This window comes from Proteus sp. MB838, assembly GCF_054767435.1.
On record NZ_BAABMO010000015.1, the window covers coordinates 1 to 16,230 of the forward strand.

At 39.0% G+C, this 16,230-nt stretch carries 16 protein-coding genes and 1 other annotated feature; of the genes, 5 read left to right on the forward strand and 11 right to left on the reverse strand.

The window, feature by feature from the left end; genetic code table 11:
• Positions 1-355: 355 nt before the first annotated feature.
• From clpB to rluD, 3 genes are all read right to left on the reverse strand, one after another.
• Positions 356-2,932: an ATP-dependent chaperone ClpB gene (clpB, locus tag ACYUCW_RS08410; RefSeq protein WP_004244758.1), complete on the reverse strand. Its 2,577-nt coding sequence runs from the start codon at positions 2,930-2,932 to the stop codon at positions 356-358.
• A gap of 145 nt (positions 2,933-3,077) precedes the next feature.
• The gene (yfiH, locus tag ACYUCW_RS08415; RefSeq protein ID WP_017628349.1) at positions 3,078-3,809 is read right to left on the reverse strand and encodes a purine nucleoside phosphorylase YfiH; all 732 of its coding nucleotides are present in this window, start codon (positions 3,807-3,809) and stop codon (positions 3,078-3,080) included.
• Entirely contained in the window at positions 3,810-4,787 is a 978-nt protein-coding gene (gene rluD / locus ACYUCW_RS08420) for a 23S rRNA pseudouridine(1911/1915/1917) synthase RluD (protein WP_004244761.1), read from the reverse strand. It lies immediately after the preceding gene.
• A gap of 130 nt (positions 4,788-4,917) precedes the next feature.
• Between rluD and bamD the strand changes: the two genes are divergently transcribed.
• The 3 genes from bamD to pheA all read left to right on the forward strand — a co-directional run bounded on the left by bamD (position 4,918) and on the right by pheA (position 7,724).
• Positions 4,918-5,652: an outer membrane protein assembly factor BamD gene (bamD, locus tag ACYUCW_RS08425; RefSeq protein WP_012367573.1), complete on the forward strand. Its 735-nt coding sequence runs from the start codon at positions 4,918-4,920 to the stop codon at positions 5,650-5,652.
• Between the two features lie 269 nt (positions 5,653-5,921).
• On the forward strand, positions 5,922-6,257 hold the full coding sequence (raiA, locus tag ACYUCW_RS08430; protein ID WP_163748701.1) for a ribosome-associated translation inhibitor RaiA: 336 nt from the start codon (positions 5,922-5,924) through the stop codon (positions 6,255-6,257).
• A 155-nt stretch (positions 6,258-6,412) separates the two neighbouring features.
• Positions 6,413-6,531 (forward strand) — a sequence feature (Phe leader region).
• Positions 6,532-6,566: 35 nt separating this feature from the next.
• The gene (gene pheA, locus ACYUCW_RS08435; RefSeq protein ID WP_161779173.1) at positions 6,567-7,724 is read left to right on the forward strand and encodes a bifunctional chorismate mutase/prephenate dehydratase; all 1,158 of its coding nucleotides are present in this window, start codon (positions 6,567-6,569) and stop codon (positions 7,722-7,724) included.
• 93 nt (positions 7,725-7,817) lie between these two features.
• On the opposite strand, the gene ACYUCW_RS08440 is transcribed toward pheA, so the two are convergent.
• Entirely contained in the window at positions 7,818-9,158 is a 1,341-nt protein-coding gene (locus tag ACYUCW_RS08440) for an anaerobic C4-dicarboxylate transporter (protein ID WP_026090474.1), read from the reverse strand.
• A 388-nt stretch (positions 9,159-9,546) separates the two neighbouring features.
• On the opposite strand from ACYUCW_RS08440, the gene ACYUCW_RS08445 reads away from it, so the two are divergent.
• Both ACYUCW_RS08445 and ACYUCW_RS08450 read left to right on the forward strand, forming a co-directional pair.
• The gene (locus tag ACYUCW_RS08445; protein ID WP_004247407.1) at positions 9,547-9,702 is read left to right on the forward strand and encodes a hypothetical protein; all 156 of its coding nucleotides are present in this window, start codon (positions 9,547-9,549) and stop codon (positions 9,700-9,702) included.
• 29 nt (positions 9,703-9,731) lie between these two features.
• Complete coding sequence (locus tag ACYUCW_RS08450) at positions 9,732-9,905, forward strand: hypothetical protein (RefSeq protein ID WP_004244766.1); 174 nt, start codon at positions 9,732-9,734, stop codon at positions 9,903-9,905.
• Positions 9,906-10,009: 104 nt separating this feature from the next.
• Here ACYUCW_RS08450 and tyrA read toward each other — a convergent pair whose 3' ends face one another.
• From tyrA to ffh, 7 genes are all read right to left on the reverse strand, one after another.
• Complete coding sequence (gene tyrA, locus ACYUCW_RS08455; protein ID WP_460408381.1) at positions 10,010-11,134, reverse strand: bifunctional chorismate mutase/prephenate dehydrogenase; 1,125 nt, start codon at positions 11,132-11,134, stop codon at positions 10,010-10,012.
• Between the two features lie 35 nt (positions 11,135-11,169).
• Entirely contained in the window at positions 11,170-12,264 is a 1,095-nt protein-coding gene (locus tag ACYUCW_RS08460) for a 3-deoxy-7-phosphoheptulonate synthase (RefSeq protein ID WP_004247405.1), read from the reverse strand.
• A gap of 450 nt (positions 12,265-12,714) precedes the next feature.
• Complete coding sequence (gene rplS, locus ACYUCW_RS08465) at positions 12,715-13,068, reverse strand: 50S ribosomal protein L19 (RefSeq protein WP_004244769.1); 354 nt, start codon at positions 13,066-13,068, stop codon at positions 12,715-12,717.
• A 52-nt stretch (positions 13,069-13,120) separates the two neighbouring features.
• Positions 13,121-13,873: a tRNA (guanosine(37)-N1)-methyltransferase TrmD gene (gene trmD / locus ACYUCW_RS08470; protein WP_004244770.1), complete on the reverse strand. Its 753-nt coding sequence runs from the start codon at positions 13,871-13,873 to the stop codon at positions 13,121-13,123.
• 39 nt (positions 13,874-13,912) lie between these two features.
• Positions 13,913-14,458 carry a ribosome maturation factor RimM gene (gene rimM / locus ACYUCW_RS08475; RefSeq protein WP_004244771.1) on the reverse strand — a complete coding sequence of 182 codons (546 nt, stop codon included), beginning with the start codon at positions 14,456-14,458 and terminating at the stop codon, positions 13,913-13,915.
• Positions 14,459-14,476: 18 nt separating this feature from the next.
• On the reverse strand, positions 14,477-14,725 hold the full coding sequence (gene rpsP, locus ACYUCW_RS08480) for a 30S ribosomal protein S16 (protein ID WP_004244772.1): 249 nt from the start codon (positions 14,723-14,725) through the stop codon (positions 14,477-14,479).
• Positions 14,726-14,862: 137 nt separating this feature from the next.
• Positions 14,863-16,224 (reverse strand): signal recognition particle protein, encoded by a 1,362-nt coding sequence (gene ffh, locus ACYUCW_RS08485; RefSeq protein ID WP_017827485.1) that lies wholly within the window; start codon positions 16,222-16,224, stop codon positions 14,863-14,865.
• Between the last annotated feature and the right edge of the window lie 6 nt (positions 16,225-16,230).

The window sequence follows — 16,230 nt, forward strand, 5'->3', positions numbered from 1 at the left end:
TTCAGTGTCAAGCGCTAATTTATCAGGCTTTTCACTTTTTATTTTGTTCTCTCAGCCGGTTCGCTTAGCGCCCTGTGCCGTGACAACGAGGACGCATTATAGGGAGTTTTCTGAGGCTGGCAATAGTTTTTTGAAAAAAAATGTTCAACAGCATATTTAATAATCAGAGCATCTATTTTAGCGCTATTTATAAACATTTATTGCTCAAAAAACAGATCAAATAGGTACTCTTCTCTTTGTTCTGTTCATTTACCTTTAAAAACACAAAACTGCAGGCATAAAAAAGAGGCCTATTCAGGCCTCTTTTTCAATTTAATGACATCTTCTATATATCATTACTATATATAAAGATACTTTATGACTGTTTTGCAATGATCTGATTGTCATCTAAGTCCAAGATAATTTCTTTACCCGGAACTAATTTACCCGACAAGATATCTTGCGCTAATGGGTTTTCAACCTCTTGCTGGATAGCACGTTTCAATGGACGAGCACCATAGATTGGGTCGAATCCAACTTCACCCAGTTTTTCTAATGCTGCTCCCGTAATAGTCACGTGATAACCACGCTCTTCTAAACGCTGATACAAACGACGTAATTGAATTTGAGCAATAGCGGCAATATTCTCTTTACCTAATGGATGGAATACCACTACCTCATCAATACGGTTAATAAATTCAGGTCTAAAGTGGTGACCAACAACATCCATAACAATAGTTTTCATTGCCGGATAATCAAGAGTACCGAAGCGCTCTTGAATTAAATCCGAGCCTAAGTTTGATGTCATAATGACTACGGTATTACGGAAATCAACGGTTCTACCTTGTCCATCTGTTAAGCGGCCATCGTCTAATACCTGTAATAAAATATTAAACACATCAGGATGCGCTTTTTCTACCTCATCTAATAAGATGACAGAATAAGGACGGCGACGAACAGCTTCTGTTAGGTAACCACCCTCTTCATAGCCCACATATCCTGGAGGCGCCCCCACTAAACGTGAAACAGAGTGTTTCTCCATAAACTCAGACATATCGATACGCACCATCGCATCATCACTATCAAACAAGAAATCAGCGAGCGCTTTACACAATTCAGTTTTACCAACCCCGGTTGGCCCTAAGAATAAGAACGAACCAATTGGGCGATTTGGATCTGATAATCCAGCACGGCTACGACGAATTGCGTTAGAGACTGCATTTACCGCCTCATCTTGGCCGATAACGCGTCTATGTAATTCCTGTTCCATTCTTAACAGTTTTTCACGCTCCCCTTCTAACATTCTAGACACAGGGATACCTGTCCAACGTGCTAAGATTTCAGCGATTTCAGCATCTGTTACTTTGTTACGTAACAGTTTCATATGCTTATCTTCAGTTTTATTGGCTTCAGCAAGTTGTTTTTCTAAAGTAGGAATTTGACCATATTGGATCTCTGACATTTTTGCCAAATCACCACTACGGCGAGCCTGCTCTAGTGCAATACGCGCTTGCTCTAATTCTGCTTTTATATGCTGAGTACCAGTAAGCTCTGCTTTTTCTGCTTTCCACTCTTCTTCTAAGCTAGAATACTCTTTCTCTTTTTCTGCAAGTTCTTCATTTAACATAGCTAAACGTTTTTTACTTGCATCATCAGATTCTTTTTGCAGTGCTTGCTGTTCAAGTTTTAGCTGAATAATTCTTCTATCCAGTCTATCTAATGCTTCTGGTTTTGAATCCATCTGCATACGCAGACTTGCACCAGCCTCATCGATTAAGTCAATTGCTTTATCTGGCAACATACGATCAGAAATATAACGATGAGACAAAGTAGCTGCTGCTACAATCGCCGGATCCGTAATTTGTACATGGTGATGCAATTCATAACGCTCTTTTAAACCACGCAAAATGGCGATGGTATCTTCTACCGTAGGCTCCGCCACATAAACTTTTTGGAAACGACGCTCTAAAGCCGCATCTTTTTCAATGTATTGGCGATACTCATCTAATGTAGTGGCGCCGACACAGTGTAATTCGCCACGTGCCAAAGCAGGTTTCAACATGTTCCCTGCATCCATCGCACCATCAGCTTTACCGGCACCAACCATAGTATGTAATTCATCAATAAACAGAATGACACTACCTTCCTGTTTAGATAAATCATTTAATACCGCTTTTAAACGCTCTTCAAATTCACCACGATATTTAGCCCCTGCTAATAAAGATCCCATATCAAGTGAAAGCACACGTTTATTTTTTAAACCTTCAGGAACTTCTCCATTAACGATCCGTTGAGCTAAACCTTCAACAATCGCGGTTTTACCTACACCAGGCTCACCAATTAATACTGGGTTATTTTTAGTACGACGTTGTAATACCTGGATTGTTCTTCTTATTTCTTCATCACGTCCAATAACGGGGTCAAGCTTGCCTTGTTCTGCTCGTTCTGTTAAATCAACAGTATATTTTTTCAATGCTTGACGTTGGTCTTCTGCATTTTGATCGTTCACTGTTTCTCCACCACGTATTTTTTCAATGGCTAATTCTAAACTGGCTTTGTTAGCTCCGGCGGCTTTTAGCATGTCAGCAACCTGACCACCACTTTCCATGGCAGCTAAAAGAAAAAGTTCTGATGAAATAAATTCATCACCTTTTTTCTGAGCTAACTTATCGCATAAATTAAGATGTTTAATTAAATCGTTTGAAGGGTGAACTTCTCCACCAGCACCTTCCACTTTTGGTAATCGAGATAATGCATCATTAATTCTTTCATTAAATTGTGAGGCATTAACACCTGTGGATGTTAATAGTGGGCGAATAGAGCCACCTTGTTGATTAAATAACGCACTCAGTAAATGTATGGGTTCTATAAATTGATTATCGTTCCCAAGTGCCAATGACTGGGCGTCTGCGAGAGCTTGCTGGAATTTATTGGTTAATTTATCCAGACGCATAACACCTCCAAGTAAAATTCGATTTAAAATTTATCACTGGAGAATAGATGAGGTCATTTAGACAATATTCAAGCTCAAAATGACAATTTTGAGCAAAAATATTTGCCTATATTTGGGATAAGGAAGAATAAACGTTGGAGAGCGTCTATTTGATCCAGATTAATGAGGCCATACGTCCGGTAGTATGTTCACGTCGATAGGAGAAAAAGCGTGATTTATCGCTAACAGTACAAAAGTCCCCACCATAAATCTGATTTACCCCACTTTCCTGCAGAATTATTCTCGCTAACATATAAATATTAGCTAAGTATTTGCCATTGTGGGGAATAAATGCGCTATCAAAGGCAATATTTTTTTCAACAAAAGCGAGGCGGACCTCTGCCCCTACTTCAAAAGCATTAGGGCCTATTGCTGGCCCTAACCACGCCATAATCTTCTCATTAGAGGCTTTAAATTGAGCGAGTGTCTGTTGTAATACACCTTGGCAAAGCCCGCGCCATCCACCATGGGCAGCGCCAACTTCCGTTCCATCAAGGGTACTAAATAGCACAGGTAAACAATCTGCGGTCATGATAGCGCACACCTTATTAGCACTAGAGGTGTAAAGGGCATCGCCTTCAACGGAATTATTGTCTTGATTATCCAAATTGACCACCTCAATACCATGAACCTGTGTTAACCATAATGGCATTTCAGGTAATTGAGCTTGTTGACAAATGATACGCCTATTTTGTTCTACCAATAGCGCATCATCGCCCACATGCGCTCCTAAATTAAGGCTGTCATAAGGTGGCAAACTGACACCGCCAGTTCTTAATGTGCTACATGCGCCAATATTGTCAGGCTGTGGCCAATCAGGATAAATCAATGAGGTCATTTACCAGTCCATTTCATCTTTAAACTGTTCTGCGTCCACTTTTAGTACGCGAATAAGTTCTACCATATCATCAGGCAACGGTGCATGCCATTCCATTTCAATTCCGGTAATAGGATGATAAAGGCGTAACATTGTGGCATGTAGTGCTTGTCGGTCAAAGCGACGTAACGTCTCACGAAATTCTTCACTAGCCCCTTTCAAAGGACGCGGTCTACCACCATACAGTTGATCACCAATTAATGGATGATGAATATGAGCCATATGGACACGAATTTGGTGAGTTCGACCGGTTTCTAGACGCAAACGTAAGCGGGTATGGGCACGGAAATGTTCCATAACACGATAATGCGTCACCGCAGGTTTTCCCATTGGGTGCACTGCCATATGGGTACGTTTGGTGGGATGTCGAGAAATTGGCTCATTAACCAGCCCTCCTGCTGTCATCCTTCCTGTTGCAACCGCTTCATATTCACGGGTGATTTCGCGACGCTGTAATGCTTCTACCAAGTGAGTTTGAGCGGGAACTGTTTTTGCAACAACCATCAAACCTGTTGTATCTTTATCTAAACGATGAACAATACCAGCACGGGGAACATTAACAATCTCTGGATAACGATAAAGAAGTGCATTTAATACGGTGCCATCAGGATTACCTGCACCGGGATGAACAACAAGATCTCTTGGTTTATTAATCACCAAAATATCATCATCTTCATAGACGATATTTAACGGAATATTCTGAGGCTCCCAACGAACATCCTCTTCGATTAAGGCATCGACTTCAATTTTTTCACCGCCAAGCATTTTTTCTTTTGGCTTATTGATGATTTTATCGTTAACCTGCACTCTATTGTCTAAGATCCACTCTTTTATGCGTGATCTTGAATAATCAGGGAACAATTCGGCCAAAGCCTGATCTAAGCGTTGACCCAGCTGTGAATCTGCGACTGTAGCATTAAGTCGTATTTGTTGAGACATAAATAGTTTCTATATTAAGTTAGTATTTTGACGGCACAGCCGTTTCATTTAAAATGAGTTATAGTATAACCGATTTCAGGGAGCTTCACGGAGAGACTCCCAAACCTATTCAGAGGATAATCAATACGTGATGAGACGCATGAAATACCTAGTGGCAGCGGCCACTGTAAGCCTGTTACTTTCTGGCTGTTCTAGTTCAGACAAAGACGCAACTGCTGATATGTCTCCTTCTGAGCTTTATGCAACAAGCCAAGAAAAATTGCTAGATGGCAATTATGGAGCGGCTATCAAACAACTGGAGTCTCTCGATAATCGCTATCCTTTTGGTCCTTACTCACAACAAGTTCAGCTTGATCTGATTTATGCTTATTATAAATCAGCTGAGTTACCAATGGCGATTTCCGCTATTGACCGCTTTATGCGATTAAACCCAACCCATCCGAATATTGACTATGTTCTATATATGCGTGGGTTAACCGCTCAGGCATTAGATGATAGTGCATTACAAGGATTCTTTGGTATTGATCGCTCAGACCGTGATCCTCAGCATGCAAGAGTGGCTTTCAAAGACTTTAGCCAGTTAGTTCGCTACTATCCTGATAGCCTCTACACAGCAGATGCCACAAAGCGTCTTGTTTTTCTTAAAAACCGTTTAGCGAAATATGAACTCTCTGTTGCGAAATTCTATACCAAACGAGGGGCTTATGTCGCGGTTATTAATCGAGTTGAACAAATGATGCGTGATTATCCAGATACCGAAGCTACACGTGAAGCGCTTGTGTATATGGAAAATGCCTACAAAAAACTAGGCTTAACTCAAGAAGCAGATAAAGTTGCCTCACTGATTGCAGCCAACCCTGCTTAAACATTTTTACTATCAAAAACAGCAGCCTAGCGCTGCTGTTTTTTTATGCTAATTCAAAGGCTAAAAACTTACTTTTCATCAGACCAACCCTCTTAATATGAACGAATAAACACGACTCTACAAGCACTCTTTTTCAGCTATTTATCATTTGTCACGTTTCTATTACTTGTTATATAAACTTCTAACAAAAAGTGATCTTGATCATGTTTTAAATTGTGTATCACGATATTCTGAACCTATCCAAGATGGAGTAATAAAGAGGTAACTATATGATTATAAATATCACTAGCAAACAAATGGACATTACCCCAGCACTACGTGAACACATTGAAAGCCGTTTAACTAAACTTAACAAATGGCAGGTAAATTTAATCAACCCTCATATTATTCTCACTAAGGATCCAAAAGGTTTTAGTATTGATGCAAGTATTCATACTCCGAATGGACAACTTGTAGCAAACGCACAACATGTTGATATGTATGCGGCAATTAATGATCTCTTGGCAAAATTGGAACGTCAATTAAATAAAGTTCAGCATAAAAATGAGTCTCGACGTGCGGCCAATAGCCTAAAAGAAGAAAATTTACTCGTAAATGAAATATAAGTAGTGAAGCTTGATTAAAAATTAGAATAATTCACTGACTCAAAACGCCTCTGCGCATCCTCGTGATGCGCTTTTTATTGTATTTTTCTTGACTCCTCACCCATCATCATGTTTGATAGCTATATGTTAAATAGTTAATCAATCCATATAATGATGACTCACTCTTTTTTGCCATTCTTCTTTTTCTTTTTACTCTATTCTTAAAGAGGCTTTGTTTATTTCAGAAAGAAAAGTAAGAACGACAATAGCCTCCAAAAATGGAGGCTTTTTTATTTAAAATGGTACGATACAAAAGTATAGGGCACTAACATGGAAAAACTCGATTTATTAGCAATCAGAGATAAAATCACTGCGCTAGATTCTGAACTACTTTCACTATTAGCTCAAAGACGCCAATTATCGACTGAAGTTGCTCAATTTAAATTAAATACCCACCGCCCTATTCGAGATAAAAACCGTGAGCGTGAACTGCTTGAGCTATTAATCGAAAAAGGGAAAAACGTTGGATTAGATGGCTTTTATATCAGCCGTATTTTTCAAATGATCATCGAAGATTCGGTGCTCACGCAGCAAGCCATTTTACAGCAACACCTTAATGCGACTGCAAATGAATCTGCAAGAATTGCTTATTTAGGCCCTAAAGGTTCTTATTCTCATATTGCCGCTCGCCAATATGCAGCCCGCCATTTTGATACTTTTGTTGATTGCACTTGCCATAAATTTGAAGATATTTTTACACTGGTAGAAACAGGACAAGCAGATTACGGTTTACTACCTATTGAAAACACCAGTTCTGGTGCAATTAATGATGTTTATGATTTACTACAAACGACCTCGTTGTCGATTGTTGGCGAAATTCGTATTCCGATAAACCATGCTTTATTAACAGCAGTTAAGAGTAGCCTAGAAGAATTACACACTATTTATAGCCATCCACAACCATTCCAACAGTGCAGTCACTATTTAAATCAATACCCTCACTGGAAAATTGAATATTGTGAAAGCACAGCTGCGGCAATGGAAAAAGTTGCATTAGCACAATCTCCCCATGTAGCCGCTATTGGCAGTGAAGCTGGCGGATCGCTTTATAATTTAACACCACTTGCTAGTAATTTAGCTAATCAACAAATTAATGTTACTCGTTTTATTGTGATTGCCCGTAAACCTATTGATGTATCAGAACAAGTACCTGCAAAAACCACCTTTTTAATGGCAACGGGGCAACAAGCAGGGGCATTAGTTGATGCTTTAATTACCTTAAAACAATACAGCATTATTATGACTAAATTAGAGTCTCGCCCAATACATGGTACACCTTGGGAAGAGATGTTTTATATTGATGTACAAGCTAATTTACGGGATATCAATATGCAAAAAGCATTACATGACTTATCAAAAACATCTCGTTCACTCAAAGTATTAGGATGCTATCCTTCAGAAAATATTGTACCCGTTGAAATACAATAGCTTATTACCCTACTTTATAACCAAAAGCCAGATAGCTTATTGTTATCTGGCTTTTCTACTTTTATGACTCTATTCCCAGGATAATTTAGCTAATTATAAAAAACCATACATAGCAGCAAATACCCAGCCAAAAATACAAGAAACAGTAACACCAATTAATCCCGGTAAAATAAAGCTATGATTAATAACAAAACGACCTATACGTGTTGTTCCTGAACGGTCAAATTGGATAGCGGCTAAATCACTGGGGTAAGTAGGAAGAATATAATAGCCATAACACGCCGGTGCTGAAGCAACAATATAGGCAGGATCAATACCAATACCTAAAGCCAAGGGAACTATTGCGGCTAATGCGGCGGCTTGTGAATTAACAAACTTAGAAACAAGTAATAAGACAACGGCATAAGCCCAAGGATACTCACGAACTAATTGTCCTAATGCAGCTTCTATTTCTTTCATATGTGCAGAAAACATGGTTTCTGCCATCCAAGCAATACCATAGACCGCAACAATGGCTATCATACCGGAGCGAAAAACTTCATTTTTAGAAATAAGTGAGGGATTAGTTTTACAAATAATAATAATAGAAGCGCCCGCTAATAACATAAACATTTGAATAACTAATACCATAGATAATGGTTTATTATTAAATACGGGACGTAATTCAGAAAATGCACCTAATACAGCAACAACCGCAATCGCACCTAAGAATATCCACATTGCTACCCAATTTTTCATTGGTAATTTCTTATCTAACAATGTTGCAGTATCACCATAAACGTAATCATGATTCTCTGGTATGGAAATAAAATCTTGGAAGCGCTGATCTTTATCTAACTCTTTACCTCTAAACCAGCTAAAAATCCCAATGGCTAAAATACCAATAAAGGTTGATGGAATGGTAATCGCTAATAAATCTAAAAATTCAAGATGCTTACCATTAAAAGTGACATTACCTAACATTGCTACTAAGGTGACGACCGCAACAGATACGGGACTTGCGATAATTCCCATTTGTGAACCAATGGTACTGGCTGCCATCGGTCTTTCTGGACGAATATTATTTTTAATCGATACATCATAGATAATAGGCAAAATGGTATAAACCACATGTCCAGTACCACATAATATAGTCAGGGTACAGGTAACGAGAGGTGCAACAATAGAAATATACTTCGGATTTTTTCTTAATAATTTTTCAGCTATTTGCAACATAACATCTAAACCACCCGATGCTTGTAACGTTGCAGATGCAGAGACGACAGCAATAATCACTAACATCACATCGACAGGCGGTTTACCCGGAGGTAAATTAAAAATAAAGACTAAAATAACCAGCCCCACTCCGCCTAATAGACCTAATGCAATTCCCCCTTTCCTTGCTCCATAAAATAAACAAACTAATATAATGGCTAGTTGTATTATAAAATCCATCATTAACCCCTTAAAAAACGCATCGGAATAGAAATAAAAAATAATACAATTAAATCGTTAGCACTTTTTGCAAAAAAACAACGTCGACCAATATAATTTACGGCATCTGTTATAGGTATTTTTTTGATCGTTGTTATAGTTTTAATATCCGTTAATTATTTTATGCAAATTTAAGATCTCACCGACAAATAGCTTAAAAAGAAAAGACATTCTTGAACATTTATCATTAACTAATTAAACCCATAGACAACAATTACATAACAAATAAATTAAAAATAATATAATGTTGTCATTATTAGGTGATTACTAAAAATAGAAATTTCACTCATTTTTTCTAAATGTATATTGGTTTTATTCATTGTGAATATTGAATAAGTAAGGAATAGATATGCATACAATTATCATGTTACTGCTAGGTTTGAGCTATTTGAATTTCGTTGATAGTGCTCATAAAGGAAAAGGCTATTACTCCTATTCATTAGATCACCATATAAGTTCAACTCGCTGTACCGTAAGCCCATGCCCCGATCCGAAAGATTATTAAGTTATAACTATCAACGTTAGGAGAAGAAAATGAAGAAATTAATTATTTTTATACTATCAAGTTTATTCGCTTTTTATGCTAGCGCTTATACTTGGGATAATAAAATCAAAGATACCAGCACTGTTAATCAGTATTGTCAACATAATAGCAATACCCAACAATCTACTCGCTGTGTTTGGCCCCCTTGTGATGATGAGTGGTAATATTTATCGCAAGATATAACATATAAAATAAAAAACGAATAACATAACCTGTCATTCGTTTTTCTTACTATAAGTATTAGGTATAGCGTTTATGTATATTTATACTAAATCCGGCTATCATTGGCTTTTTGTAATAACGCACCACTCTCTTTCATAAATTGTGAAGCATAATCACCGAACCAATCACTTATATTATTAAATGAGCCAATAAAATCATCTTTTGTGTTTATATCTAATAAGGCTATAGCTTCACCTAATGAATGATGATATCTACGGATCAAGTTAATGTTTTCTTGTGAAGATAAAATAATATCGGCATATAATTGTGGATCTTGAGCAAAGAGCCTACCAATCATCGCTAGCTCTAAACGATAGATGGGAGAAGATAATCTTAATAAACTGGCTAAATCGACATTCTCTTTCACCAAATGTTGCCCATATGCAAAAGTAGTAAAATGTCGCAATGCTTGGATAAAACTCATATTTTTATCGTGCTCTTGTGCAGTAATAGCCTCTACTCTTGCTCCCCACACCATAAGTTGCTCAAGCAACCACTCAAAATGTGATAAATCTCGCCCTTCACAATAAGCAATTACTTGTTTTGCTAAACTTGGCACATCTGGACCAAACATTGGATGTAGTCCTAAAACAGGACCATTATGTGCTTTTAACATCGCCTCTAAAGGCGCTTGCTTGATTGAGGCTAAATCTACCAATAAACAATTTTCTGGCAAGGGCGGTAATTGCTCAATAACATCAACCGTTAAATGGATTGGGACACTGATTATCACCATACCAGCATCCGCAAAAATAGCCGGAGATTTACTTTGCCACTCATCCGCTTCAAGACTTTCCACTTGATAGCCAGAAAGTGTAAAGAGACGAGAAAAAAGTCTCCCCATTTTTCCGTCCCCCCCCACAATGACAATTTTGCCTAATTGGGGATTAAGTGTTTTAAAGCCTTTATCATTTTCTTTGCTATATGACTCTCTCATTACTCGACGTAAAACATCTTCAATTAAATCAGCAGAAATACCCATTTTTTCTGCTTCATTACGTCGAGAAGCAAGCATTGCGGCTTCTCTATCTGGTGCATAGATAGGTAACCCGTGGCGATTTTTAACTTCTCCCACTTCTGCTACCAATTGCATTCTTTTGGCGAGTAAAGAAAGCAATGTTTTATCCACCTGATCAATTTGCTCTCGCAAATTTTGTAATTCTTCAGCCATCTATGCTTGCCTCTTCTTATTAAAGTGTTATTGGGTTAGCTAACTTTTCTTAGTTGCGCTGCACGCTGTGCTAAAACTGGCGAAATTTGCTGATGCAGATTTCTTAACACCGATTCAGTGGTTTCCCAGCTAATACATGCATCAGTAACAGAAACACCGTACTTCATCTCACTACGAGGCTGCTCTGATGACTGATTGCCTTCATTAATATGGCTTTCTAACATAATTCCTGTTATTGATTGATTACCTTTTTTAATTTGCTCAATCACTGAATCAACCACGACAGATTGACGACGAAAATCTTTATTTGAATTACCATGACTACAATCAATCATCAATGATGGTGTTAATCCCGCTTTTATCATATGAGCTTCACATAACGCGACATCTTCTTCATGGTAATTAGGTTTCTTACCCCCACGCAAAATAACATGTCCATCAGGATTGCCTTGTGTTTGTAATAAACAGACTTGTCCTGATTGATTAATGCCCATAAAACGATGTGGCATAGAAGCCGCTTTCATCGCATTAATAGCCGTATCTAAATTACCATCTGTACCATTTTTAAAACCGACAGGCATTGATAAACCTGATGCCATTTCACGATGGGTCTGAGATTCGGTCGTTCTTGCCCCAATAGCTGACCAACTAAATAAATCACCTAAGTATTGAGGATTGTTAGGATCTAAGGCTTCCGTAGCTAAAGGTAAACCTAACTGAACCAACTCTGTTAATAGTTTACGGGCAATATGTAAGCCTTTTTCCATCTCAAAACTGCCATCCATAAACGGATCACTAATTAAACCTTTCCAACCAACTGTTGTACGAGGTTTTTCAAAATAGACACGCATCACAATATACAGACTATCACTTAACTCAGACGCTAAGACTTTTAGACGTTTTGCGTAATCTAACGCAACATCGACATCATGAATAGAACAAGGGCCACATACCACTAATAAACGCGGATCACGACGTTGAACAATTTCAGAAATAGTTTGACGTGATTGAGTAATGGCATGCAGATCATTACGACTCAACGGGTATTTTTGTTTTAACTCTTCCGGCGTAATTAACACCAGCTCTTCGCTGATGTTGACATTATTGAGTGCGTCTTTTTGCATGATCATAATCTTTACCTTTTTTATGTCTGTCATTGTGATTTTTGTGTGTCTAAACGATAAGATAACATGCAATGTAAAGAAATCAATCCATATTTTCAATAAAAAAGGTATAATCGTAATTATATATTTATATAATAGAGGTGTTATTATATTTATTTTTATAAATCAATAGATTGTAAATATCAAAATAACACAAAAAATGTGACTAAGATAAAATAAAAATAGCAGACTGTAATTTTAATTTTACACCCGCAAGAAATTGGCCTTCACCTAGCAGATGAAACGACTTTATAAGAGATGTTATTTAATGATGAGAAAAATAGGCAAGGAGGTGAGTTATTGTCGAGTGCTTATAAAAAGATAGAAGACATTAGAGGAAATAGAGCAGGTTATAGTCAAAAAAAGGCCAGCTGATGCTGGCCTTTTAACCATAACTTTCGGATGTGCGAAAGCGTATTATTTAGCGTTAAGACGCTCTTTAATACGTGCAGCCTTACCTGAACGCTCACGCAGGTAGTACAGTTTAGCTTTACGAACCGCACCACGACGTTTAACTGTGATGCTATCTACGACTGGGGAGTGAGTTTGGAATACACGCTCAACACCTTCGCCATTAGAAATTTTACGAACAGTAAATGCAGAGTGCAGACCGCGGTTACGAATAGCGATAACCACGCCCTCGAATGCCTGCAGACGTTTTTTAGAACCTTCAACGACCCATACCTTAACTTCTACATTATCGCCTGGACGAAATGAAGGTACATCTTGCTTCATTTGTTCTTGTTCGATTTGTTTAATAATATTGCTCATAATAACTCTCTTACCCTAGGTAAACTGATATTAATGACACTTTGTGTCAGACTTACTCTGCTGTTCTTTGCAAATGTTCCTGCTGGAATTCTGCTAACAGCACTCTTTGCTCGTCAGTCAGAGCTAGGCTTTCCAGAAGCTCAGGTCTTCTTAGCCAGGTCCGGCCCAGCGATTGTTTCATACGCCAGCGATTAATATGAGCGTGATTACCAGACAGTAACACTGCCGGAACCGCCATACCATCTAACACCTCTGGACGAGTATAGTGAGGATGATCCAGTAATCCTTCTGCAAAAGAGTCTTCTTTCGCCGAAGCCGCATGTCCAAGAACACCAGGAACAAAACGTGCTACTGCATCTATCATTATCATGGCAGGGAGTTCCCCACCACTTAATACGTAATCACCAACAGACCACTCTTCATCGATTTCGGTCTGAATGACACGCTCATCTATTCCTTCGTACCGACCGCAAACCAGAATTAATTTCTCATTTGTGGCCAATTCGCAAACACCTTGTTGATCGAGTTTGCGCCCTTGAGGTGATAAATAAATCACCTTTGCACCATCACCTGCCGCAGCTTTTGCTTGATGAATAGCTTCCCTTAACGGTTGTACCATCATCAACATACCGGGACCACCGCCATAGGGGCGATCATCTACTGTATGATGTCTGTCATAAGTGAAATCTCGGGGATCCCAACATTCCACATTCAGCAGACCATGCTTCACTGCCCGACCAGTCACCCCGTACTCGGTTATAGCGCGGAACATTTCAGGAAATAGGCTAATTACCCCAATCCACATTTGCACTGTCCCACTGTTGAGAACCGTTAACCGGAGAATCTAAAAACCAGGATCCCAATCAACGATAATTTTTTTCGCTGAGAGATCGACTTTCTTGATAACCTGCCCATCAAGAAACGGAACTAACCGCTCCCTGACACCGAATGCATCTTTCAGATTTGCTTTGATTACCATGACATCATTTGAGCCCGTTTCCATCATGTCGTTAACGACACCTAAATCGTAGCCCTTGTCAGTTTCTACCTGACAACCCATCAGATCTTTCCAGTAATACTCACCGTCTAGATCAGGAAGTTGTGTAGCACTTACGACAATTTCAAAATTAGTCAAAATATTTGCAGCATCTCTGTCGTCAATACCTTTTAGCTTGACGATAATATCTTGATTGTGGTGTTTCCAAGTTTCTATCTCAATGGATTCCCATTGACCATGTCGTTGAATAAACCACGGTTGATATTCAAAAATGTTTTCGGCATGTTCGGTGGAAGAAAAAACTCTGAGCCAACCACGGATCCCGTAAGGTGAGCCCAACTTACCCATAACAATAGGTTCTACAGGCTCTTTAAAGGTTTTTTGTTCGCTCATTGTTACCACCGCGACAGATTAAGCGCTTTTCTTCGCTGATTTGATCAGGCCAGCAACACGTTCTGAAACAGTTGCGCCTTGAGCAACCCAATGTTCAACACGGTCTACGTCTAAACGTAATTCTTCTGCATTACCGGTTGCCAGTGGGTTATAAAAACCTACACGTTCAATAAAACGACCATCACGCGCATTGCGGCTATCGGTCACGACTACTTGGTAAAACGGACGCTTTTTTGCGCCGCCACGAGCTAAACGAATTGTTACCATAACATCCTCATTAGTTAACAAAACAACCAGACCCCATCGAGGAATGGCGTCCGGTTGTCATATAAAAAGCCCGAAAAGTTTACTCACTTTGGCGAAAAAAGCAATCCAAAGCGACGTTTTTTTCGGACTTTTTGCTTTTAGCGACCTGGAAAGCCTGGTGGCATCATACCTTTCATGCCACGCATCATCTTAGCCAAGCCGCCCTTCTTCATCTTTTTCATCATACGTTGCATATCATCAAACTGCTTTAATAAGCGGTTGACGTCTTGCACTTGTGTTCCCGATCCCATCGCAATACGACGTTTACGAGAACCTTTGATGATTTCAGGTTTTTGGCGCTCTTTTTTCGTCATTGAGCTAATAATAGCTTCCATTTTGACTAAAATTGAGTCGTCCATTTGTGATTTCACCGCATCAGGCACCTGAGACATGCCGGGCATTTTACTTAGCATACTCGCCATGCCCCCCATGTTTTTCATTTGCTTTAACTGATCTAAGAAATCATTTAAATCAAAACCGTCCCCTTTTTTTAGTTTAGTTGCCAGCTTTTCAGCTTGCGCTCGGTCAACTTTACTTTCGATATCTTCAATTAATGAAAGAACATCGCCCATGCCTAAAATACGTGAGGCAATACGATCGGGATGGAAAGGTTCTAATGCTTCTGTTTTTTCACCAACACCGAGGAATTTAATTGGTTTCCCTGTGATATGACGAATAGATAATGCGGCACCACCACGAGCATCACCATCAACTTTAGTTAATACCACCCCTGTTAAAGGGAGTGCTTCATTAAAGGCTTTTGCGGTGTTAGCAGCATCTTGCCCTGTCATTGCATCAACAACGAATAGGGTTTCTACTGGATTGATTGCTTTATGAAGAAGTTGGATCTCCTCCATCATGCCTTCATCAACATGTAAACGACCCGCAGTATCCACCAGCAATACATCATAAAATTGGAGCTGAGCATGTTTTAACGCATTGCTAGCAATGGTGACGGGATTTTCTTGTACCGTTGAAGGGAAAAAGTCAATACCAACCGTTTCGGCTAAGGTTTCCAGTTGTTTAATCGCTGCGGGACGATAGACGTCAGCAGAAACTACTAATACTTTCTTCTTCTTTTTCTCTTTTAAAAATTTACCAAGTTTAGCAACACTTGTCGTTTTACCCGCACCCTGTAAACCAGCCATTAATACCACGGCAGGTGGCTGAGCTGAAAGGTCAAGATCGTTATTGACCTCTCCCATCGCATTTACCAGCTCATTTTGTACAATTTTGACAAACTCCTGACCTGGGGTCAGACTTTTGTTAACTTCATGACCTACTGCACTCTCTTTGACACGTGCAATAAACTCACGAACCACGGGCAAAGCCACATCAGCTTCTAATAAAGCCATACGCACTTCGCGCAGTGTGTCTTTAATGTTTTCTTCGGTCAGTCGGCCTCTGCCGCTGATATTGCGCAATGTGCGCGATAATCTGTCACTTAAATTCTCAAACATTATCTT

Bases quoted from the DNA above. Each gene is read 5' to 3' on its own strand.
- clpB (WP_004244758.1), bottom strand. From the start codon at position 2,932: ATGCGTCTGGATAAATTAACCAATAAATTCCAGCAAGCTCTCGCAGAC.
- ACYUCW_RS08440 (WP_026090474.1), bottom strand. From the start codon at position 9,158: ATGGATTTTATAATACAACTAGCCATTATATTAGTTTGTTTATTTTAT.
- ACYUCW_RS08450 (WP_004244766.1), top strand. From the start codon at position 9,732: ATGAAGAAATTAATTATTTTTATACTATCAAGTTTATTCGCTTTTTAT.
- pheA (WP_161779173.1), top strand. From the start codon at position 6,567: ATGGAAAAACTCGATTTATTAGCAATCAGAGATAAAATCACTGCGCTA.
- rplS (WP_004244769.1), bottom strand. From the start codon at position 13,068: ATGAGCAATATTATTAAACAAATCGAACAAGAACAAATGAAGCAAGAT.
- ffh (WP_017827485.1), bottom strand. From the start codon at position 16,224: ATGTTTGAGAATTTAAGTGACAGATTATCGCGCACATTGCGCAATATC.
- ACYUCW_RS08460 (WP_004247405.1), bottom strand. From the start codon at position 12,264: ATGATCATGCAAAAAGACGCACTCAATAATGTCAACATCAGCGAAGAG.
- ACYUCW_RS08445 (WP_004247407.1), top strand. From the start codon at position 9,547: ATGCATACAATTATCATGTTACTGCTAGGTTTGAGCTATTTGAATTTC.
- bamD (WP_012367573.1), top strand. From the start codon at position 4,918: ATGAGACGCATGAAATACCTAGTGGCAGCGGCCACTGTAAGCCTGTTA.
- trmD (WP_004244770.1), bottom strand. From the start codon at position 13,873: ATGTGGATTGGGGTAATTAGCCTATTTCCTGAAATGTTCCGCGCTATA.
- rimM (WP_004244771.1), bottom strand. From the start codon at position 14,458: ATGAGCGAACAAAAAACCTTTAAAGAGCCTGTAGAACCTATTGTTATG.
- raiA (WP_163748701.1), top strand. From the start codon at position 5,922: ATGATTATAAATATCACTAGCAAACAAATGGACATTACCCCAGCACTA.
- rluD (WP_004244761.1), bottom strand. From the start codon at position 4,787: ATGTCTCAACAAATACGACTTAATGCTACAGTCGCAGATTCACAGCTG.
- rpsP (WP_004244772.1), bottom strand. From the start codon at position 14,725: ATGGTAACAATTCGTTTAGCTCGTGGCGGCGCAAAAAAGCGTCCGTTT.
- tyrA (WP_460408381.1), bottom strand. From the start codon at position 11,134: ATGGCTGAAGAATTACAAAATTTGCGAGAGCAAATTGATCAGGTGGAT.
- yfiH (WP_017628349.1), bottom strand. From the start codon at position 3,809: ATGACCTCATTGATTTATCCTGATTGGCCACAGCCTGACAATATTGGC.